The organism is Pelomonas parva, assembly GCF_043555835.1.
Lineage (GTDB): Bacteria > Pseudomonadota > Gammaproteobacteria > Burkholderiales > Burkholderiaceae_C > Pelomonas > Pelomonas parva.
The window spans coordinates 851,320-870,450 of record NZ_JBIGHV010000002.1 but is presented as its reverse complement, the minus strand read 5'-3'; the positions used below and the strand labels follow the sequence as shown (position 1 = coordinate 870,450).

16 protein-coding genes are annotated in these 19,131 nt (G+C 67.4%); 9 read left to right on the top strand and 7 right to left on the bottom strand.

Annotated elements, in window-relative coordinates:
- Positions 1–80: 80 nt before the first annotated feature.
- Positions 81–296 carry a ribbon-helix-helix domain-containing protein gene (locus tag ACG00Y_RS07510; RefSeq protein ID WP_394477444.1) on the bottom strand — a complete coding sequence of 72 codons (216 nt, stop codon included), beginning with the start codon at positions 294–296 and terminating at the stop codon, positions 81–83.
- Between the two features lie 26 nt (positions 297–322).
- Positions 323–2,104: a DUF885 domain-containing protein gene (locus ACG00Y_RS07505; protein ID WP_394477441.1), complete on the bottom strand. Its 1,782-nt coding sequence runs from the start codon at positions 2,102–2,104 to the stop codon at positions 323–325.
- Positions 2,105–2,224: 120 nt separating this feature from the next.
- Between ACG00Y_RS07505 and mfd the strand changes: the two genes are divergently transcribed.
- The gene (mfd, locus tag ACG00Y_RS07500) at positions 2,225–5,674 is read left to right on the top strand and encodes a transcription-repair coupling factor (RefSeq protein ID WP_394477439.1); all 3,450 of its coding nucleotides are present in this window, start codon (positions 2,225–2,227) and stop codon (positions 5,672–5,674) included.
- Between the two features lie 64 nt (positions 5,675–5,738).
- Here the strand turns inward: mfd and ACG00Y_RS07495 are convergent, their stop codons facing one another.
- The 4 genes from ACG00Y_RS07495 to ACG00Y_RS07480 form a co-directional block, all read right to left on the bottom strand.
- Complete coding sequence (locus tag ACG00Y_RS07495) at positions 5,739–7,619, bottom strand: glycoside hydrolase family 43 protein (RefSeq protein ID WP_394477437.1); 1,881 nt, start codon at positions 7,617–7,619, stop codon at positions 5,739–5,741.
- Between the two features lie 122 nt (positions 7,620–7,741).
- On the bottom strand, positions 7,742–8,521 hold the full coding sequence (locus tag ACG00Y_RS07490; protein WP_394477435.1) for a 2-keto-4-pentenoate hydratase: 780 nt from the start codon (positions 8,519–8,521) through the stop codon (positions 7,742–7,744).
- Positions 8,522–8,617: 96 nt separating this feature from the next.
- A complete protein-coding gene (locus ACG00Y_RS07485) occupies positions 8,618–9,277 on the bottom strand; it encodes a response regulator (protein WP_394477433.1) in 660 nt (219 codons plus the stop codon).
- Positions 9,274–10,407, bottom strand: coding sequence for a PAS domain-containing sensor histidine kinase (locus ACG00Y_RS07480; protein ID WP_394477432.1), 1,134 nt, complete (start codon positions 10,405–10,407; stop codon positions 9,274–9,276). The genes ACG00Y_RS07485 and ACG00Y_RS07480 overlap by 4 nt, the downstream gene beginning before the upstream one ends.
- Positions 10,408–10,534: 127 nt before the next feature.
- Between ACG00Y_RS07480 and ACG00Y_RS07475 the strand changes: the two genes are divergently transcribed.
- From ACG00Y_RS07475 to ACG00Y_RS07450, 6 genes are all read left to right on the top strand, one after another.
- Positions 10,535–11,545 carry a sulfate ABC transporter substrate-binding protein gene (locus ACG00Y_RS07475; protein ID WP_394477430.1) on the top strand — a complete coding sequence of 337 codons (1,011 nt, stop codon included), beginning with the start codon at positions 10,535–10,537 and terminating at the stop codon, positions 11,543–11,545.
- A 148-nt stretch (positions 11,546–11,693) separates the two neighbouring features.
- On the top strand, positions 11,694–12,563 hold the full coding sequence (gene cysT / locus ACG00Y_RS07470) for a sulfate ABC transporter permease subunit CysT (RefSeq protein ID WP_394477428.1): 870 nt from the start codon (positions 11,694–11,696) through the stop codon (positions 12,561–12,563).
- Complete coding sequence (cysW, locus tag ACG00Y_RS07465; protein WP_394477426.1) at positions 12,560–13,441, top strand: sulfate ABC transporter permease subunit CysW; 882 nt, start codon at positions 12,560–12,562, stop codon at positions 13,439–13,441. Before cysT ends, cysW begins: the two co-directional genes overlap by 4 nt.
- Positions 13,441–14,502, top strand: coding sequence for a sulfate/molybdate ABC transporter ATP-binding protein (locus ACG00Y_RS07460; RefSeq protein ID WP_394477424.1), 1,062 nt, complete (start codon positions 13,441–13,443; stop codon positions 14,500–14,502). Before cysW ends, ACG00Y_RS07460 begins: the two co-directional genes overlap by 1 nt.
- A gap of 762 nt (positions 14,503–15,264) precedes the next feature.
- Positions 15,265–15,483 (top strand): TOBE domain-containing protein, encoded by a 219-nt coding sequence (locus tag ACG00Y_RS07455; RefSeq protein WP_056272894.1) that lies wholly within the window; start codon positions 15,265–15,267, stop codon positions 15,481–15,483.
- A 4-nt stretch (positions 15,484–15,487) separates the two neighbouring features.
- Positions 15,488–16,075 (top strand): RBBP9/YdeN family alpha/beta hydrolase, encoded by a 588-nt coding sequence (locus ACG00Y_RS07450; protein ID WP_394477422.1) that lies wholly within the window; start codon positions 15,488–15,490, stop codon positions 16,073–16,075.
- A 3-nt stretch (positions 16,076–16,078) separates the two neighbouring features.
- Here the strand turns inward: ACG00Y_RS07450 and ACG00Y_RS07445 are convergent, their stop codons facing one another.
- Positions 16,079–16,954, bottom strand: a complete 876-nt coding sequence (locus tag ACG00Y_RS07445) for a dienelactone hydrolase family protein (protein WP_394477420.1) — start codon at positions 16,952–16,954, stop codon at positions 16,079–16,081.
- A gap of 127 nt (positions 16,955–17,081) precedes the next feature.
- On the opposite strand from ACG00Y_RS07445, the gene ACG00Y_RS07440 reads away from it, so the two are divergent.
- Positions 17,082–18,050, top strand: a complete 969-nt coding sequence (locus tag ACG00Y_RS07440; protein WP_394477418.1) for a CysB family HTH-type transcriptional regulator — start codon at positions 17,082–17,084, stop codon at positions 18,048–18,050.
- A 75-nt stretch (positions 18,051–18,125) separates the two neighbouring features.
- Positions 18,126–19,109, top strand: coding sequence for a sulfate ABC transporter substrate-binding protein (locus tag ACG00Y_RS07435; RefSeq protein ID WP_394477416.1), 984 nt, complete (start codon positions 18,126–18,128; stop codon positions 19,107–19,109).
- Positions 19,110–19,131: the final 22 nt, after the last annotated feature.

The window sequence follows — 19,131 nt, the reverse complement described above, 5'->3', positions numbered from 1 at the left end:
AAGCGCTTGTTCTCTGTGCCTCTGTGTCTCTGTAGCTTGTTTTCTTGGATCTGGGCGTCAGGCGCCAGCGGCCAGCGCGGTCACTGCGCACGACCTCGCAGGCTGGCGAACCACGCTGGCGTCATCTCCACAGCCGGCGGTGATTCGGCACCGGCAAGCACTTGAACACGCAAGGCCTCCCGGCCTTGATCGCGCCGAATCAGCTCGCAGACGTACTCGCTGCCGCTCTCAAGGCCGCACTGGACCGCGCGTTGCTCAACGAAGTCGCGCATAGCCTGCGGCAAAAAGATGTTCATTCGTTGACCTCCGTTCGCAGCCTGACTCAACCGCGACTGTTCACCCACTCCATCACCAGTTCCCGCAACACCGGCAACGGCACCTGCCCCGCCGTCAGCACGACGCGGTGGAAGCCTTTGATGTCGAACTTGGCGCCCAGCGCTTTCTCGGCCTCGGCGCGCAGCTTGGTGATCTCCAGCTGACCGATCTTGTAGCCCAGCGCCTGGCCGGGCCAGACGATGTAGCGCTCGACTTCCGACACCACATCGCTCTCGGCCATGGAGGAGTTGTCCAGCATGTACCGAATCGCCTGCTCGCGCGTCCAGCCCTTGTGGTGCAGGCCGGTGTCCACCACCAGGCGCATGGCACGCAACTGCTCATCAGCAAGGCGGCCGTACCACTGATAGGGGTCGGTGAAGAGACCCAGCTCCTTGCCCAGGCTCTCGGCGTACAGCGCCCAGCCTTCCACATAGGCCGTGTAGTGGCTGCCGAAGCGGCGGAAGGCCGGCAGCGCCTGGTCTTCCTGCGCGATGGCGATCTGGAAGTGGTGGCCGGGCGAGGCCTCGTGCAGCGACAGCGTCTCCATGCCGAACATGGGCTGGGCCTTCAGGTTGAAGGTGTTGACGTAGAAGACGCCGGGGCGCGAGCCGTCGACTGCTGGCTGCTGGTAGGACGCACCGGCCGCACTCTCGGCGCGGAAGGCCTCGACCTCGCGGACCTCGTAGTCGGCCTTGGGCGTGATGTCGAAGAGCTTCGGGGTCAGCCCGTTGATCTTCTTCTGCAGGTCGCGGTAGCCGGCCAGCAGGTCCTCAGGTCTCGTGAAGTAGTACTTGGGGTCGTCGTTGAGGTGCTTGAAGAACGCCTTCAGGTCGCCCTGGAAGCCGACCTGGCGGCGCACGCCGTCCATCTCGCCGAGGATGCGCGCGACCTCCTGCAGGCCGATGGCGTGGATCTCGTCAGGCGACAGCGCCACGGTGGTCGACTGGCGCACGCGGTGGGCGTACCAGGCCTTGCCGTCGGGCAGCGCCGACCAGGCCGTGCTGGTGCGCGCCTTGGGCGTGTACTCGTCACGCACGAAGGCCAACAGGCGGCCGTAGGCGGGCAGCACCTGCTCGGCCAGCAGCTTGCGCATGGCGGCCGTGATGCGCTCGCAGTCGGCCGGCCCCACAGCGTCCGGGAACTTGTTGATCGGCCCCCAGAACAGGCTCTTCTCGGGGTCGGTCACGGCCAGCGCGGTCAGTTGCGGCAACACCTTCTCCATGACGGCGCGCGGCTGGGTCACGCCCGCCTTTAGGCCGGCGCGCATGTTGGCGATGGTGCCGTCGAAGGTGGGCACGGCCAGCGCCAGGCGCTTGAGCCAGTCGTCGTAGTCCTTGGTCGTCTTGAAGGGCTGGATGGACTGGCCCGTGCCCATCTGGACGAGGAAGTTCGGCAGGCCGCCGATCTGGCTGATGGGCTGCATCCACTCGGGGAAGCGGTCGCCGGCCAGGTCCTGCTCCAGGTCGAGCTTGAGGATGCTGTAGGAGATGCGGTCCTTGGGGTCGAGCTTGGCCTTGTTGAAGCCGGCCAGCGCTTTCAGCGTCTGCTGCAGCTCGCGTTTGGCCTGGGCGCGGTAGGCAGCCGTGGTGGTGTCGGGCAGGCGGTCGTTGTAGCGCGGGTCGCCCAGGGACGTGGCGAGGATGGGCTGGCGCTGCAGCGTCAGCTCCCATTCGGCTTCCAGCCATTGGTGGAAGCGTTGGCTCTCGGTGGTAGCAGCGAACGCAGGGAGGACGGAAAAGGCAAGGGACAGTGAGGTCGCAAGCAGGCTGATGGCGTGGCGGCGGCGCATGGAATCTCCGGTGGGAAGTGCCGCCATGCTATCCATGACCCCGGGCCGGAGCCAAAGGACACGGGCTCCTAGAATTCCGCCCAGCTCCGTTCCGGGGCTGTTGTCGTTTGTAGGCCCCCGATGTCGTTGCTACCGCTCGTCCAACCTGGCAAGAAGTTCACCCACCCCCGCCCCGTCGGCTCGGCCGATGCCCTGCTGCTCGCGCGCTTCGTGCAGCAGCAGCGCGACGCCGGCCGCATGGCCGCCATCTTCACGGCCGAGCCGGGCGACACGCAGCGGCTGGAGGACGAGCTGAAGGTGTTCGCGCCTGAGCTGAAGGTCGCCGTCTTCCCCGACTGGGAAACCCTGCCCTACGACAGCTTCAGCCCCCACCAGGACCTGATCTCCGAGCGGCTGGCGACGCTGTGGGAGCTGCTGCAGGCGCGCAAGACGAAGACCATCGACGTCGTGTTGATGCCGGCGTCGACCGCGCTGACGCGCCTGGCGCCACCGAGCTTCCTGGCCGGCACGACCTTCAATTTCAAGCAGAAGCAGCGGCTGGACGAGGCCTCGCTGCGCGCGCAGCTGACGCTGGCCGGCTACACCAACGTGAGCCAGGTCGTGCAGCCCGGTGAATACGCCGTGCGCGGCGGCCTGATCGACCTGTTCCCGATGGGCTCGGCCGTGCCCTACCGCGTCGACCTTTTCGGTGACGAGGTGGATTCCATCCGCACCTTCGACCCCGACAGCCAGCGCAGCCTCTACCCGGTGCCGGACGTGCGCCTGCTGCCTGGCCGCGAGTTCCCGATGGACGAGGCGGCGCGCAAGGCCTTCCGCAACCGCTGGCGCGAAAAGATGGACGGCGACCCGACCAAGTCGCGCATCTATCGCGACATCGGCGAGGGCGTCGCCTCGGGCGGCATCGAGTACTACCTGCCGATCTTCTTCGAGCAGACGGCGACCGTGTTCGACTACCTGGGCGATACCGCCGCGCTGGCCCTGCATGGCGAGGTGGACGAGGCCATCCAGCGCTTCTGGACCGACACCAAGGAGCGCCACCGCTTCCTGCAGCACGACCCCGAGCGGCCCATCCTGGCGCCGGCCGAGCTGTTCCTGACGATCGAGGACTTCTTCGGCCTGACCAAGCCGCATGCGGTGCTGTCGGTGCGCGGCATCGACCCCGTGGACTTCGCCCGGCCGCTGCCGGACATCAGCGTGGAGCGCGGCGTGCAGGAGCCGCTGGCGCGCCTGGAAGCGCACTTAAAAGCCACGCCGCACCGCGTGCTGCTGCTGGCCGAGAGCGAAGGCCGGCGCGAGAGCCTGCTGGAGCAACTGCGCGACCACAAGATCGAGCCGCCTTCGGCCAAGGACCTGGCCGAGTTCCTGGCGGGCGACGAGAAGTACGCCATCACCGCCGCGCCGCTGGCGTCGGGCTTCTTCTGGGTCGACGAGCACAAGCCGGTTCAGCTCTTCACCGAGACCGAACTCTTCGCCACGACGCCGACGACACGCCGGCGCCGCAAGCAGGAGCAGGTCAGCGACGTCAATGCGCTGATCAAGGACTTGTCCGAGCTGAAGGTGGGCGACCCGGTCGTGCACATCAACCACGGCATCGGGCGCTACCAGGGCCTGGTCAACATTGACCTCGGCGACGGGCAGAAGAGCGAGTTCCTGCACCTGGAGTACGCCGACAAGGCCACGCTCTATGTGCCGGTCGCGCAGCTGCATCTGATCGGCCGCTACACCGGCGTGAGCGCAGAGGAAGCCCCGCTGCACCGCCTGGGCTCCGGCCAGTGGGAGAAGGCCAAGCGTAAGGCCGCCGAGCAGGTGCGCGACACCGCCGCCGAGCTGCTCAACCTCTACGCACGCCGTGCCGCCCGCGAGGGCCATGCCTTCCGCTACTCGGGCCACGACTACGAGGCCTTCGCCGCGTCCTTCGGCTTCGAGGAAACGCCCGACCAGCGCGCCGCCATCCACGCGGTGGTCCAGGACATGATTTCGCCCAAGCCCATGGACCGCCTCGTCTGCGGCGACGTGGGCTTCGGCAAGACCGAGGTGGCGCTGCGTGCCGCTTTCGTCGCCGTCATGGGCGGCAAGCAGGTCGCCATCCTGGCGCCGACGACGTTGCTGGCCGAGCAGCATTACCAGAACATCGCCGACCGCTTCGGCGCCTGGCCGGTGAGGGTTGCGGAGATGAGCCGGTTCCGCTCCGCCAAGGAGATCAAGGCCGCGATGGAAGGCCTGGCCGACGGCACCATCGACATCGTCATCGGCACGCACAAGCTGCTGTCGCCCGAGGTCAAGTTCAACCGCCTGGGCCTGCTCGTCATCGACGAGGAACACCGCTTCGGCGTGCGGCACAAGGAGGCGATGAAGGCCATGCGCGCCGAGGTGGACGTGCTGACGCTGACCGCCACACCGATTCCAAGAACCCTCGGCATGGCGCTCGAAGGCCTGCGCGACCTCTCGGTCATCGCCACGGCACCGCAGCGCCGCCTGGCCATCAAGACTTTCGTGCGCGCGGAGAGCAGCGGCACCATCCGCGAGGCCGTGCTGCGCGAGTTGAAGCGTGGCGGGCAGGTCTACTTCCTGCACAACGAGGTCGAGACCATCGAGAACCGGCGCCAGAAGCTCGAAGAGCTGGTGCCCGAGGCGCGCATCGTCATCGCCCATGGCCAGATGCCCGAGCGCGAGCTGGAGCGCGTGATGCGCGAGTTCGTGGCCGGCAAGCACAACCTGCTGCTGTGCTCCACCATCATCGAGACCGGCATCGACGTGCCGGCCGCCAACACCATCATCATTGCCCGCGCTGATAAGTTCGGCCTGGCCCAGTTGCACCAGCTGCGCGGCCGCGTCGGCCGGTCTCACCACCAAGCCTATGCCTACCTGATGGTGCCGGACATCCAGGGCCTGACCAAGCAGGCCACGCAACGGCTGGACGCCATCCAGGCGATGGAGGAACTCGGCTCGGGCTTCTACCTCGCCATGCACGACCTGGAGATCCGTGGCGCCGGCGAGGTGCTGGGCGACAACCAGAGCGGCAACATGATGGAGGTCGGCTTCCAGCTCTACAACGACATGCTCAACGAGGCCGTGCGCTCGCTGAAGGCCGGCAAGGAGCCCGACCTGCTGTCGCCGTTCGCGGCCACCACCGAGATCAACCTGCACGCCCCGGCGCTGCTGCCCGACGCCTACTGCGGCGACGTGCAGGTGCGCCTGAGCCTCTACAAGCGCCTGGCCTCGGCCGAGAAGAACGAGCAGATCGACTCGATGCTCGAAGAGATCACCGACCGCTTCGGCAAGCTGCCCACGCAGGGCCAGACGCTGTTCGACACCCACCGCCTGCGCGTGCTGGCCAAGCCCTATGGCGTCAGCAAGATCGACGCGGCGCCGACGCTGATCAACATCAACTTCCGCCCCAACCCGCCCATCGACCCGATGCGGGTCATCGAGCTGGTGCAGAAGAACCGCAACATCAAGCTGGTGGGCAACGAGAAGCTGCGCGTGGAGAAGGCCTTGAGCAGCCCGCAGGACCGGGCGCAGGCAGTGCGTGAGGTGTTGCGGCTGCTGGGCGCGCCCGTCAAGGGCTAGCGCAGCGTTTCACGCTATCCGGCACTGATGCGGCCACGTCTTCGGCCCCCTGGCGTCGTTCACATCAAGGGCGGCCGCGCCCATCGACGATGGGTTCGCCCAGGTCGCCAGGCTTGAACGGCACGCGCATCGGGTCCATGGGCCGGATGGCCCCGTCCGCAGTGAACTCCATCCTCGCGAGCACCGTCTGGCGCTGAAAGCCGCCTCCTTCCGGCAGCGCATGGCGGTGATAGGCCGCATACCAGCGATCGGTACCCGGCACGTTGACGACGCTGTGGTGAGCCGTTCCCACGGCGCTGCCGTTCCTCTGCAGCACGATGAAGCCGTCCTGCGGCGACGTCACCGGCCCGAGCGGTGAATCGGCCGTGCCCCAGCCCACGCGGTAGTTGGGGCTGCGGGCATCGTCGATGGACCACATGAAGTAGTACTTGCCCGCACGCTTGAACACGACGGCACCTTCACGATGTTCCTTCAACGCGATGGTCTGCACCGGCCCGTCCAGCGTCACCATGTCGGGCTTGAGCCTGACGACATTGCCCATCTTGCCGTTGCCGAAATAGAGATAGGCCTGGCCATCGTCATCGATGAAGGGGAATGGGTCGATAGTGTTGGTTTGCACACCCATGCCCTTGGTGAGCAGGGGCTTGCCCAGCGCGTCGACGAACGGGCCTAGCGGCGACTTGGCGGTCGCAACGCCGATGGAACCCTGGGCGCAGAAGTACATGAAATAGGTGCCGTTGCGCTCGATGACATCCGGCGCCCAGGCCTCGATGCGCGCCCATCTCAGATCGTTGGCGACGTCCAGCACCTTGCCTTCGTTCTTCCAGTCGACCAGGTTCCTGGAGGACCACACCGAGAAGTCCGTCGTCTGCCAGTTGGGTTTGTCTGAGGTCGGATAGATGTAGTAGGTGTCGCCGAACACGCGGATGGCGGGATCGGCCGTGTAGCCCTCCAGCGCGGCCGGGGGCGCGGGCACGGGCACCACCGGCTGGGCTGACGGCTGCGCGCTCTCCAGGTTCCTGGCCAGCCACGCAGGCACCGCCAGCACCGTGCCGTGGCGCTGACCCTTCGCCACGGCGAGACCCTCCGACACATCGGTCCAGGTCAACCAGTCGGTGGTCTCGAAGGCGCCGTAGCGGGCGTCGGCGTAATGGTCCACATACAGCCGCACCTTGTCGCCTGCAACGGCCAGGGTCGGGCCTTCGACCCGCTTGCCGGCCACCAGCGGATTGGGCATCAGGCGGTAAGGCCCGAGGACGGAGTCCGCCACCGCCCAGCGAATGGCGCCCCAGGCCTTGGACTTCTGGCGGTCGCCCTCCTTGAACACCGCGATGTAGCGCTTGCCGCTGCGCACGAGGGTGGTGTCGATGTGATCGAAGCCGGGGTCGATCAGCAGCTGCGGCGCGCTGAAGGTCTCGAAGTCCTTCGTCGTGACGAAGTAGGTGCGGTTGTTCATCCGCTCGGAGGACGTGGTCTCCTTGAACCGTCCATCGATGTCGGACGACCACGTGATGACGTACTGTTGCCTGGCCTCGTCGAAGAAGGTTTCAGGCGCCCAGGCGTTGTTCGTGCCGGGCACCTTCTCAAGCAGGGGGAGGTACTGCTGCCGGGACCAGTTCACCAGGTCGCTGGACGACGCGTAGCCGATGCCCTTGTCCTTCCAGCCGGTCGTCCAGACCATGCGGAAGATGCCATCCGGCGCGCGCAGGATGTGCGGGTCGCGCATCAGGCCGCTGCCGACCGAGGGCTTCAGGAAGACCTTGCCCAGGTCCTTCCAGCTGCGGCCATCCTCGCTGGTCGACAGGTGCAACCCGTCCCCATTGCCCTGGAACGAGGTGAACACCCAGGTGTTGATCGGCCACTTGGTCTGCGCTGCGGCCAAGGTGGCGGACGCAGCGAGCAGGACGGCCGCACAGAACTTCAATCGGAACGAGGCAATGGGCATAGCGGCACTTTCAGGGAGGGTGCCCGGCGGAGGCGGCGACCCACTCGATCGCCGGACCGCGCGGCGGCATGGATAGTCACGAACGCCAGGCTCAGCGGGTGGCTGCGCCTCGCTGCAGGCCCTCAGGCCTTGGTGATCTGCACCTGCACCTCGCCCGCGCCCGCAAACACATGCCGCGACTGCTGGCCGATGCGGATGTCGTGCACGCCGGTGATCATGCCGGTGGAGATGACATCACCGGCCTTCAGCGTCTGGCCTTGCTGAGCCCGCTTGTTCAGCGTGAACGCCAGCGCACCGAGCGGGCCCGGCTTGATGCTGACCTTGCCGGTGCCGACCGACTGGCCGCCGATGAAGGTCTCGACATCGATGGTTTCCAGCTCGCGCCAGTTGGCGATCTCTGCACCGACGACGACGCCCCAGTTGTTGCCGAAGTCGGAGATGACCGCGCCCGGGCCGATGTCGTTCAGCGTCGCCAGCGGGCTGCTGGCGACTTCGACGCCGATGTGCATGGACTTGACGAAGGGCAGCACGGTGTCGGCCGTCCAGTCGGCCTTGCCGGCCGGCTGATCCTCGGCCACAACGATGACAACCTCCGCCTCCACGGCCGCGAAGCCGCCCTCGAACACCGGGCAGGTCGCCGTGCCGCCGGCCTCGACGTGATGCACATTGGGCGCGAACGCGGGGCCGATCAGGCGCTCCTCGGGGAACTGGGCCGCGAAGGCCGGGTTCACGCGGGCGACCTTCCAGCCCTTGACGGCGTCGGGCCAACGCGCGATCGCGGCGGCCTGGATCTCGTAGGCCTCGGCCAGCGTGGCGGGCGGCGTGCCGGGGTAGGCGTCGATCGCACGGCCGGCGGCGCGGGCGGTGGTGAAGGCTTCGGCGATCTGCAGGGTGGCGCTCATGGAGTTCTTTCTGTGCGCCGGCCGGCGCGGTGAAACATGCGGCCGGCAATGTACCGCGTCAAAACGAAACGCGGTTTTACTTTTCCGAAAGAGATCCTATCTGTCAGCCTGATCCATGCGCACCGCGAACAGCGCCAGCTCCACGTCATTGCGCACGCCGATCTTCTCCAGCACACGGGTGCGGTAGGTGGACACGGTGTTGGGCGACAGCACCAGTTGCTCGGCGATCTCGCCCACGCTGCGGCCGGCGGCGAGCAGCTTGAAGACCTGGTATTCGCGGTGTGACAGCAGTTCGTGCAGCGGCTGCTCGTCGTCGGCCCGTCCTCGACCTGGACCGCCCGCACCGACCGCACCAGCCAGTTGCTCGGCCACGCTGGGCGTGATGAAGAGCCGGCCGCGCGCCACGCTGCGCACCGCGTCGATCATCTGCTCGCTGTCCGCGCTCTTGTTCAGGTAGCCGGCCGCGCCGAGCTTGAGGCTGCGCACGGCGTACTGGCGGTCGGGGTAGGTCGACAGCATCAGCACCGGCAGCTTGGGGAACTCGGACTTCAACGCCTTCAGGATGTCCAGGCCGTCGCGCTGGGGCATGGCGATGTCCAGCAGCACCACGTCGACGCCACCCGCACGGACCTGCTGGATGGCATCCGGCCCGTTGGCCGCCTCGCCGACGACGCGCAAGTCCTCGGCCTCGGCCAGCACCTGCTTGATGCCCTGGCGGACGATGAGGTGGTCGTCGCAGATGAGGACGCGGATCATGTCGCGGCCTCCAGAGGCATGACGAGGCGAACCGTCGTGCCCCGCCCGGGAAAGCTCTCGATGCCCAGCCGCCCGCCGAAGTGCCCCGCCCGCTCACGCATGCCCAGCACGCCGTAGCTGCGCGCATCCGTCAGCGCCTCGGGCGCCGCGCCCACGCCGTCGTCGCGCACCTGCAGGTAGAGCACCGGCCCCGGCGGCGCGTCCACGTCGATGCGGATGGCGACATGGCTGGCGCGCGCATGCCGGGCGATGTTGGACAGCACCTCCTGGAAGATGCGGAACACGGCGATGGCGAGGCCACCCTCGGGGGGCACCACGTCGGCAGCGATGTGCATCTTGAAGTCCACCTGCCGCTCGTCGCTGCCGGCCAGCTGGAACTCCTGGGCCTGCCACTCCAGCGCCGCCCACAGCCCCTGGTGGTCGAGGATGCTGGGCCGCAGGTCCGTGATGATGCGGCCGACCGCCTCGACGGCCGTGTCCACCAGCCCGCCCATGCGCTGACATTTGCCCACCATGGGCTCGCGCTGCGCCGCATCGCCCACGCGGCGGGCCAGCCAGTCCAGGTCCATCTTCAACGCCACCAGCAGCGAGCCCAGCTCGTCGTGGATCTCACGGGCGATGCGCTTGCGCTCGGTCTCGCGCACGGCCTCCAGGTGGTGGGCCAGCTCGCGCAGCTCGGCCGTGCGGCCCGCCACGCGCTGCTCCAGCTCGTCGTGGCTGGCGCGCAGCAGCGCCTCGGCCTGGCGGCGGGCCGAGATGTCGACGAAGGTGACGACGGCGCCCTGCACCACGCCATGCTCGATGACCGGGTAGCTCGAATACTCGGCCGGGAAGGCGCTGCCGTCGGCCCGCCACAGCACCTCGTCGTCGATGCGGCAGGGGTCGCCGCGGCGGAAGGCGTTGAAGATCGGGCAGTCGCACTCGGGGTAGTGCGCGCCGTTCTCGCGCGAGTGGTGGATGAGCTCGTGCATGTTGCGGCCCAGCACCTCGTCCGTGCGCCAGCCCAGGGCCTCGCAGGCGGCGCGGTTGACGAAGGTGCAGCAGCCGGCCATGTCGATGCCGAAGATGCCTTCGCCCGTGCTTTCCAGCAGCAGCGAGGCGGTCGAGGGGTGTTCAAGGGCGAAGGGCATGCGCATGAGATTAGCAAGCTGCAAGCCTGCAAACACCAGGGATCGAATAAGGAAATAAGAAAACTATCCTTCCGCGAATAAGAGACTTTGGGCACTCTCGCGGCTTCGTTCATTCGACGGCCCCGCCATGTCCACCTTCCTGCCTTCCCGCCGTGCCCTCGTCGCGCTGCTTGCTGCTTCTGCTGCGCTGCCCGCCTTCGCTGCCGACCCGACGCTGCTGAACGTCTCCTACGACGTCGCCCGTGAGCTGTACAAGCAGATCAACCCGGCCTTCATCGCCGCGCAGAAGGCCAAGGGTCAGGTCGTGACCGTCAACCAGAGCCACGGCGGCTCCAGCAAGCAGATCGGTGCCGTCATCGGCGGCCTGGAGGCCGACGTGGTGACGATGAACCAGGCGACGGACGTGGACCAGCTCGCCAGCAGCGGCCTGACGCCGGCCGACTGGCGCAGCCGATTCCCCAATGCGGCAGCGCCCTATTCGTCGACGATGACCTTCCTCGTCCGCAAGGGCAACCCCAAGGGCATCAAGGACTGGGCCGACCTGGCCCGCCCGGGCGTGCAGGTCATCCTGCCCAACCCCAAGGTCACCGGCAACGGCCGCTACAGCTACCTGGCCATCTGGGGCAGCGTCATCGCCACCGGCGGCAGCGAGGCCCAGGCCCGCGAGCTGGTCACCAAGGTGCTGACCAATGTGCCCGTGCTGGACGGCGGCGGCCGCGGCGCCACGACGACCTTCACGCAGCGCGGCATCGGCGACGTGCTCGTCACCTTCGAGGCCGAGGTGGAGCTGATCGAGAACGAGTTCGGCAAGGGCAACTTCCAGCAGGTCAACCCCAGCATCTCCATCGAGACCGATGCGCCGGTGGCGCTGGTCGACAAGGTCGCCGCCAAGAAGGGCACGGCCGCGCTGGCCAAGGCCTACCTGGACTTCCACTGGAGCCCGGAGGCGCAGGAAATCATCGCCAAGAACAACTTCCGCCCGCGCGACCCGGCCATCTTCAAGAAGCACCAGCAGCGCTTCGCCAACATCAAGCTGTTCACGGTGGACCAGACGCTGGGCGGCTGGGCCAAGGTCAGCAAGCAGCACTTTGCCGACGGCGGTTCGTTTGACCAGGTGATGGCAAGCATCAAACGCTGACGCCTCGCCCGAGGCGGGACGGCTTGGCGAACTGAAGTCGGACACAAGCAGTCCCTGCGGACTGCTTGTGCCTACGGAAGGACATGGGCCTCTGGCCCATGGCAGGCCCGGCGCTCGGCCCGAAATGCAAACCACATAAGACCAATACATGGCTTCGTTCTTATCGATGAAGCGCCGCGTGCTCCCCGGCTTCGCGCCCACGCTCGGCTTCACACTGTTCTACCTGTCGCTGATCGTGCTGATCCCGCTGATCGCGGTGTTCGTCAAGTCGTCGGGCCACGGCTTCGAGGCCTTCTGGGCGGCGGCCACATCGCCGCGCGTGATGGCTTCGTACAAGCTCAGCTTCGGCGCCTCGCTGATCGCGGCGGGCATCAATCTCGTCTTCGGCCTCATCCTGGCCTGGTGCATCGTGCGCTATGAGTTCCCGGGCAAGAAGCTGGTGGACGCGCTCATCGACCTGCCCTTCGCCCTGCCCACGGCAGTCGCCGGCATCGCGCTGACGGCCCTGTACGCGCCCAACGGCTGGGTCGGCTCGCTGTTCGCGCCGGGCGGCTCGCTGGCCTTCCTGTTCGGCGACGACGGCCTCAAGATCGCCTTCACGCCGCTGGGCGTGCTGCTGGCGCTGATCTTCATCGGCCTGCCCTTCATCGTGCGCACCGTGCAGCCGGTGCTGGAGGACATGGAGACGGAGCTGGAAGAAGCCGCCGCCTCACTCGGCGCCCACCGCTGGCAGACCTTCCGTTATGTCGTGCTGCCCACGCTGCTGCCGGCGCTGCTGACCGGCTTCGCGCTGGCCTTTGCGCGTGCCGTCGGCGAGTACGGCTCGGTGATCTTCATCGCCGGCAACATCCCCATGGTCAGTGAGATCACGCCGCTGATGATCATTGCCAAGCTGGAGCAGTACGACTATGTGGGCGCCACGGCAATTGCGTCCGTCATGCTGATCGTCAGCTTCGTGCTGTTGCTCATCATCAACGGGCTTCAGGCCTGGACTTCGCAGCGGGGAGGCAGGAAATGAGTGCTGCCCTGCATCTCGCGCCGGCCCGCGCCCGCGCCAAGTACCAGGACAACCCCGCCACGCGTGAATCGCCCTGGGTGCGTCGCGCACTGCTGACCCTGGGCCTGGGCTTCTTCCTCATCTTCCTGGTGCTACCGCTGGTGGCCGTCTTCACCGAGGCGCTGCGCAAGGGCTGGGAGGTCTACTTCGCGTCGCTGGCCGACGAAGAGACCTTCTCGGCCATCAAGCTGACGCTGCTGGCCGCCGCCATCGCCGTGCCGCTGAACCTCGTGTTCGGCCTGGCCGCGTCCTGGGCCATCGCCAAGCACGACTTCCGCGGCAAGCAGTTGCTCATCACCTTCATCGACCTGCCCTTCTCGGTCTCGCCCGTCGTGGCCGGCCTGATGTACGTGCTGATCTTCGGTGCGCAGGGCTGGTTCGGCCCCTGGCTGCAGGCCAACGACATCAAGATCATCTTTGCCGTGCCGGGCATCGTGCTGGCCACCGTGTTCGTGACCTTCCCTTTCGTCGCGCGCGAGCTGATCCCGCTGATGCAGGCCCAAGGCCGCGACGAAGAGGAAGCCGCCACCGTGCTGGGCGCCAGCGGCTGGCAGACCTTCCGCCGCGTGACGCTGCCCAACATCAAGTGGGGCCTGCTGTACGGCGTCATCCTCTGCAATGCGCGGGCGATGGGCGAATTCGGCGCGGTGTCGGTTGTCTCCGGCCACATCCGCGGGCTGACGAACACGCTGCCGCTGCACGTCGAGATCCTCTACAACGAATACCAGTTTGCCGCCGCTTTCGCGGTGGCGTCGCTGCTGGCACTGCTGGCGCTGGTGACGCTGGTGATCAAGCAATTCATCGAGTGGCGCGCGAGCCAGTCGCACGGGAACGAATGATGGGCATCCAGGTTCAGAACATCCACAAGAGCTTCGGCAACTTCACCGCCCTGGGCGACGTGACGCTGGACTTCCCGCGCGGGGAACTCGTCGCGCTGCTGGGCCCCTCGGGCTGCGGCAAGACGACGCTGCTGCGCATCATTGCCGGCCTGGAGACGGCCGACCGCGGCCGCGTGCTGCTGGACGGCCAGGACGCGTCGGACACGCATGTGCGCGAGCGTCAGGTGGGCTTCGTGTTCCAGCACTACGCGCTGTTCCGCCACATGACGGTGTTCGACAACGTCGCTTTCGGCCTGCGCGTGAAGCCGCGCAAGGACAGACCAAACGAGGCCGAGATCAAGAAGCGCGTGACCGAGCTGCTCAAGCTGGTGCAGCTGGACTGGCTGGGCGACCGCTTCCCACCGCAGCTGTCGGGCGGCCAGCGCCAGCGCATTGCCCTGGCCCGGGCGCTCGCGGTCGAGCCGCGTGTCTTGCTGCTGGACGAGCCTTTCGGCGCGCTGGACGCCAAGGTCCGCAAGGAGCTGCGTCGCTGGCTGCGCCGCCTGCATGACGAGCTGCACATCACCAGCATCTTCGTCACGCACGACCAGGACGAAGCGCTGGAAGTGGCCGACCGCATCGTGCTGATGGACCATGGCCGCGTCGAGCAGGTCGGCACGCCGCAGGAGGTCTACGAGCGCCCGGCCACGCCCTTCGTCTACGGCTTCCTCGGCGCGGTCAACCGCTTCGTGGGCCATGCGCGCGGCGGCGTGCTGCACATGGGCGAGCATCAGCTGCCCGGTGCCGGCACGAACGTGGGCGGTGGTGAAGTGCAGGCCTATGCCCGGCCGCATGAGCTGCAGATCCTGACAGACGAATCGGCGCCAGGTCTTGCCGCGACGGTGGAGCGGGTGTTGTCGTTTGGCGCGAGTGCGCGTGTCGAGTTGATCGGGCCGGACGGGCAGCCGCTGGAGGCGGAGCTGACGCGGGCTGAGGCCGAGGCGCTGAGCCTGCAGGGTGGGCAGCGGGTACGGCTGAGTGCGGCGAGGTTGAGCTTGTTCGAGGCTGGGGCGGGGATCTGAAGTTTTCGTCGACGGCACGGATGGGGGTTGCTTTTGCAGCCAGCCGGTTTGACTCGCTACATTGCCGGGAGTCCCGCCCGGCGGCGGGGTAACTTTCTTCTGCGGCGCCAGAAGAAAGTCACCAAAGAAGAGGCGCTGAACCGCACACCAGCACCGCATGCATGAGCTACGCCGTGCGACAGCCGCTCGTTGAGTGGGCCGACGCGACCCGCTGCGCTCTCGCTGCTGTCCTTGTCACCAGCACCACCCATCGGACCGGCGGGCCGCTCAACGCGCGGCTGCACGCCGGGCTCACGAGGAAGACCGAACACAGCGTCGCTCGGGCGACGCGATGGCTCGCGCTCAACCCCGGTGGCGTCGCCCCAGCGACGCGGTATTGGCATTCCCTGGCAAGCCCGGCGTGCAGCCGGCGTTAACGGGCATGAAGAAGCGATGGATGGCACTCTTCACAGGGACAGCAGCGAGAGCGCAGCGGGTCGCGTGTGGGCGCAATGCCAGCGGACGTTTTCGCGCGCCGCTCATGGCGGAGTCTCGCTCGTATGCGGTTCAGGGCCTCTTCTTTGGTGACTTTCTTCTGGCCCCGCAGAAGAAAGTTACCCGGCCGCCGGGACGGACTCCCGGCAATGCTGCGATGAGGCACACCGCCCCGTAGATGCAACCACGAAGTCCCATCCTTGCCCCCCGCATGCCCACCAACGTTTTCATTCGTTCCCTAACGAACCCTCGCTGAGCACACTGGCGACTCCCCATCCAGGAGCCCCCATGAGCATCACCGCCATCAACGTCCGCAACCAGTTCCGCGGCACCATCAAGGAAATCATCGAAGGGCCGGTCGTGTCCGAAGTCGATGTCCTCACCCGCAACGGCGACATCGTCACCTCGGTCATCACGACGCGCTCGGTCAAGGACCTGAACCTCGAAGTCGGCCGCGAGGTGGTCGCGCTGGTCAAGTCCACCGAGGTGTCGATCGCGACGCTCTGACGCCATGAGCTACAAAGCCCCACGCATCCTCATCATCCCGGGCCTGCACGACAGCGGCCCGGCGCATTGGCAAACCTGGCTTCAGGGTCAGTACCGCGACGCCCGCCGCGTCACGCAGCGCGACGCCAGCCGGCCCGAACTGGAGCGCTGGGCCGAGCGCATCCAGCGCACGCTGGAGGTTGCAGGCACCGGCGAATGGCTGGCCGTCGCCCACAGCTTTGGCTGCCTGGCGCTGGCCCGCCACCTGGCCGACCACTCCGACTCACCCATCCGCGAAGCGCTGTTAGTGGCACCGGCCGAGCCGGACAAGTTCGGCCTCGCCGAGGCGCTGCCGCATCAGCGCCTGCCGCGCCGCTCGCGCCTCATCGCCAGCAGCAACGACCCCTGGATGAGCGCCGCCAGCGCCGCCCGTTGGGCCTACCGTTGGGGCAGCAGCTACAGCAACCTCGGCAACGTCGGCCACATCAATGCGGAGGCGGGCTTCGGGCCGCTGCCGGTGGCCCGGAGCTGGGTCGAGGCCGCGCGCGCGAGGGCCGCAGCCGAGCAAAGGCCCCGGCACGCGGAGTTCCACGAATGGGCCTTTGCCGTGTGACGTTCAGCCCAGCGCCGCCTTGAACACCGCCAACGTCCGCTCCCACGCCAGCTGCGCTGCCGCCGCGTCATAGCGCGGCGTTGTGTCGTTGTTGAAGCCGTGTTGCGTGCCGGGGTAGGTGAAGGCTTCGTAGCGCACGCCCGCCGCCTTCAGCGCGGCCTCGAACGGCGGCCAGGTCGCGTTGACGCGCTCGTCGTTGGCGGCGTAGTGGATCTGCAGCCTGGCCTTGATGCGCGGCACGTCTTCAGCCGCCGGCGCGCCGCCGTAGAAGGGCACGGCCACGGCCAACTCGGGCACCTGAGTCGCCACATGGCTGGACAACGCGCCGCCCCAGCAGAAGCCCACCACGCCCAGCTTGCCATTGGCATCGGCCAGCGTCAGCAGGCCACGCGCCGCAGCCACGATGTCGGCCCGCGCCTTCGCCGGGTCGAGCTTGGCAAACAGCGCCCGCGCGTCGTCTTCGTTGCCCGGGTAGCCGCCCAGCGGCGTCAACGCGTCGGGCGCATAGGCCACGTAGCCGGCCAGCGCGACGCGGCGGGCGATGTCCTCGATGTGCGGGTTCAGGCCGCGGTTCTCATGCACGACCAGCACGGCCGGCAGCTTGCCCGTCGCGTTGAACGGCTTGACCATGTAGCCCTGCACCTGGCCGTTGCCGTCCGGCGACGGGAAGGCATGGCGGCGAGTCGCCAGGCGCATGTCGTCCGGCTTGACCTGCTGGGCGGCCGCGAAGTTCGGGCTCAGCGCGGCGAGCAGCGCCGCCGCACCGGCCGGGCCGCCGGCAAACACAGCAGCCTGGTCCAGAAAGCCACGTCGGCTCAGGTCGCCGTGCACGTAACGGTCGAACAGCGGCCAGGCCTGGGGCGGGATGGGTTGAGTCATGCGCGTGCTCCTTGTTGGGACGGCCGACTTTAGGCGGCGCACTGCGGCCCGACTGAGCAAGAACCGAATAACCATATGGCGAATGGTTCGGCGACAGCATGAGCGCCAGTTCGCAGAATCGCCCCGCATGAACTTCCAGCAACTCCGTTCCGTCCGTGAGGCCCAGCGCCGCGGCTTCAACCTGACCGAAGTCGCGCAGGCGCTGCACACCTCGCAGCCCGGCGTCAGCCGGCAGATCCGCGAACTTGAAGATGAGCTGGGCATCGAACTCTTCGTGCGCGTCGGCAAGCGCCTGACCGGCCTGACCGAGCCCGGCGAGCAGGTGCTGCCCGTCATCGAACGCCTGCTGCAGGAGGCAGACAACCTCAAGCGCGCGGCCGACGACTTCGCCCAGGCCGGCAGCGGCCGCCTGCGCATCGCCGCCACGCACAGCCAGGCGCGCTATGCGCTGCCGCCCGCCGTCCGTGACTTCCGCGCCCATCACCCTGACGTGAGCCTGCACCTGCAGCAGGGCTCGCCGCAGCAGATCGCGCGGCTGCTGCTCGACGGCGAGGCCGATGTGGGCATCGCCACCGAGGCGCTGGCGCAATACCCTGAGCTAGTGGCCCTGCCCTGCTACCGCTGGACGCATTCGGTCGTCGTGCCGCCCGACCACCCGCTGCTGGACGGCCCGCTGACTCTGGCCCGCCTGGCGCAGTTCCCCATCGTCACCTACGAGCTGGGCTACACCGGCCGCTCGCACATCGACGACGCCTTCGCCGCCGCGCAGCTCACGCCGCACATCGTGCTGAGCGCGATGGACGCCGACGTCATCAAGACCTATGTGGAGCTGGGCCTGGGCGTGGGCATCGTCGCGGCCATCGCCTTCGACGAAGAGCGCGACCGCCACCTGCGCGCCATCGACGCCCGCCATCTCTTCGAAGACAACATGACCCGCCTGGCCGTGCGCCGCAGTGCCTATCTGCGCGACTACGTCTACGAGTTCATCCAGACCTTTGCCTCGCCGCTCAAGCGCGAGGTCGTCGATGCCGCCCGCCACGAGCTGCCGGTGCAGGAAGGCCGCGAGCCCGTGCTCGCTTGGTCGAAAGCCGCATGAGCTAGCGCGTTCTTCTTCGTTCACCGCATATCTCCGCCTCCCTAGAGTGAGGTCTCCCTTCCCAACTCCAACACCATGCGCCGCCTTCTCACCGCCCTCTCCCTTGCCGTCGCCGCCACCGGCGCCCTCGCACAAGCCACGCTGCTCAACGTCTCCTACGACCCGACGCGCGAGTTCTATCAAGACTTCAACAAGGCCTTCGCCGCCAGCTGGAAGGCCAAGACCGGCGAGACCGTCACCATCAAAGCCTCGCACGGCGGCTCGGGCAAGCAGGCACGCTCGGTCATCGACGGTCTGGAAGCGGATGTCGTGACACTGGCCCTGGCCTATGACATCGACGCCATCGCCGACCACAAGCTGCTGCCGCTGGACTGGCAGAAGCGCCTGCCCCAGAACGCCAGCCCCTACACGTCCACCATCGTGTTCCTGGTGCGCAAGGGCAACCCCAAGGGCATCAAGGACTGGAACGACCTGATCAAGCCGGGCGTCGAGGTCATCACCCCCAACCCCAAGACCAGCGGCGGCGCGCGCTGGAACTACCTCGCGGCCTGGGGCTACAACCTGAGGAACGGCGGCACGCCGGCGACGGCACAGGACTTCGTCAAGAAGATCTTCGCCAACGTCAAGGTGCTGGACTCCGGTGCCCGCGGCTCCACGACGACCTTCGTCGAGCGCGGCATCGGCGACGTGCTGATCGCCTGGGAGAACGAAGCCTTCCTGGCCGTCAAGGAGCTGGGCCCGGAGAAGTTCGAAATCGTCACGCCCAGCCTGTCCATCCTGGCCGAGCCGCCGGTGACCATCGTCGACAAGGTCGTCGACAAGCGCGGCACGCGCAAGCAGGCTCAGGCCTACCTGGAGTTCCTGTACGGCCCCGAAGGCCAGGAACTGGCCGCGCAGAACTACTACCGCCCGCGTGACGCCAAGGTCGCGGCCAAGTACGCAAAGACATTCCAGCCGGTCAAGCTGTTCACGCTGGGCGAGCTGTTCGGCGACTGGCGCCAGGTGCAGAAGGCGCACTTCGACGATGGCGGGGTGTTTGACCGCATTTATCTGAAGTGAGCGCGTCGCACTGACAGCAGCA

Coding starts and splice junctions, on each gene's coding strand:
- ACG00Y_RS07510 (WP_394477444.1), bottom strand. CDS start 296: ATGAACATCTTTTTGCCGCAGGCTATGCGCGACTTCGTTGAGCAACGC.
- ACG00Y_RS07505 (WP_394477441.1), bottom strand. CDS start 2,104: ATGCGCCGCCGCCACGCCATCAGCCTGCTTGCGACCTCACTGTCCCTT.
- mfd (WP_394477439.1), top strand. CDS start 2,225: ATGTCGTTGCTACCGCTCGTCCAACCTGGCAAGAAGTTCACCCACCCC.
- ACG00Y_RS07495 (WP_394477437.1), bottom strand. CDS start 7,619: ATGCCCATTGCCTCGTTCCGATTGAAGTTCTGTGCGGCCGTCCTGCTC.
- ACG00Y_RS07490 (WP_394477435.1), bottom strand. CDS start 8,521: ATGAGCGCCACCCTGCAGATCGCCGAAGCCTTCACCACCGCCCGCGCC.
- ACG00Y_RS07485 (WP_394477433.1), bottom strand. CDS start 9,277: ATGATCCGCGTCCTCATCTGCGACGACCACCTCATCGTCCGCCAGGGC.
- ACG00Y_RS07480 (WP_394477432.1), bottom strand. CDS start 10,407: ATGCCCTTCGCCCTTGAACACCCCTCGACCGCCTCGCTGCTGCTGGAA.
- ACG00Y_RS07475 (WP_394477430.1), top strand. CDS start 10,535: ATGTCCACCTTCCTGCCTTCCCGCCGTGCCCTCGTCGCGCTGCTTGCT.
- cysT (WP_394477428.1), top strand. CDS start 11,694: ATGGCTTCGTTCTTATCGATGAAGCGCCGCGTGCTCCCCGGCTTCGCG.
- cysW (WP_394477426.1), top strand. CDS start 12,560: ATGAGTGCTGCCCTGCATCTCGCGCCGGCCCGCGCCCGCGCCAAGTAC.
- ACG00Y_RS07460 (WP_394477424.1), top strand. CDS start 13,441: ATGGGCATCCAGGTTCAGAACATCCACAAGAGCTTCGGCAACTTCACC.
- ACG00Y_RS07455 (WP_056272894.1), top strand. CDS start 15,265: ATGAGCATCACCGCCATCAACGTCCGCAACCAGTTCCGCGGCACCATC.
- ACG00Y_RS07450 (WP_394477422.1), top strand. CDS start 15,488: ATGAGCTACAAAGCCCCACGCATCCTCATCATCCCGGGCCTGCACGAC.
- ACG00Y_RS07445 (WP_394477420.1), bottom strand. CDS start 16,954: ATGACTCAACCCATCCCGCCCCAGGCCTGGCCGCTGTTCGACCGTTAC.
- ACG00Y_RS07440 (WP_394477418.1), top strand. CDS start 17,082: ATGAACTTCCAGCAACTCCGTTCCGTCCGTGAGGCCCAGCGCCGCGGC.
- ACG00Y_RS07435 (WP_394477416.1), top strand. CDS start 18,126: ATGCGCCGCCTTCTCACCGCCCTCTCCCTTGCCGTCGCCGCCACCGGC.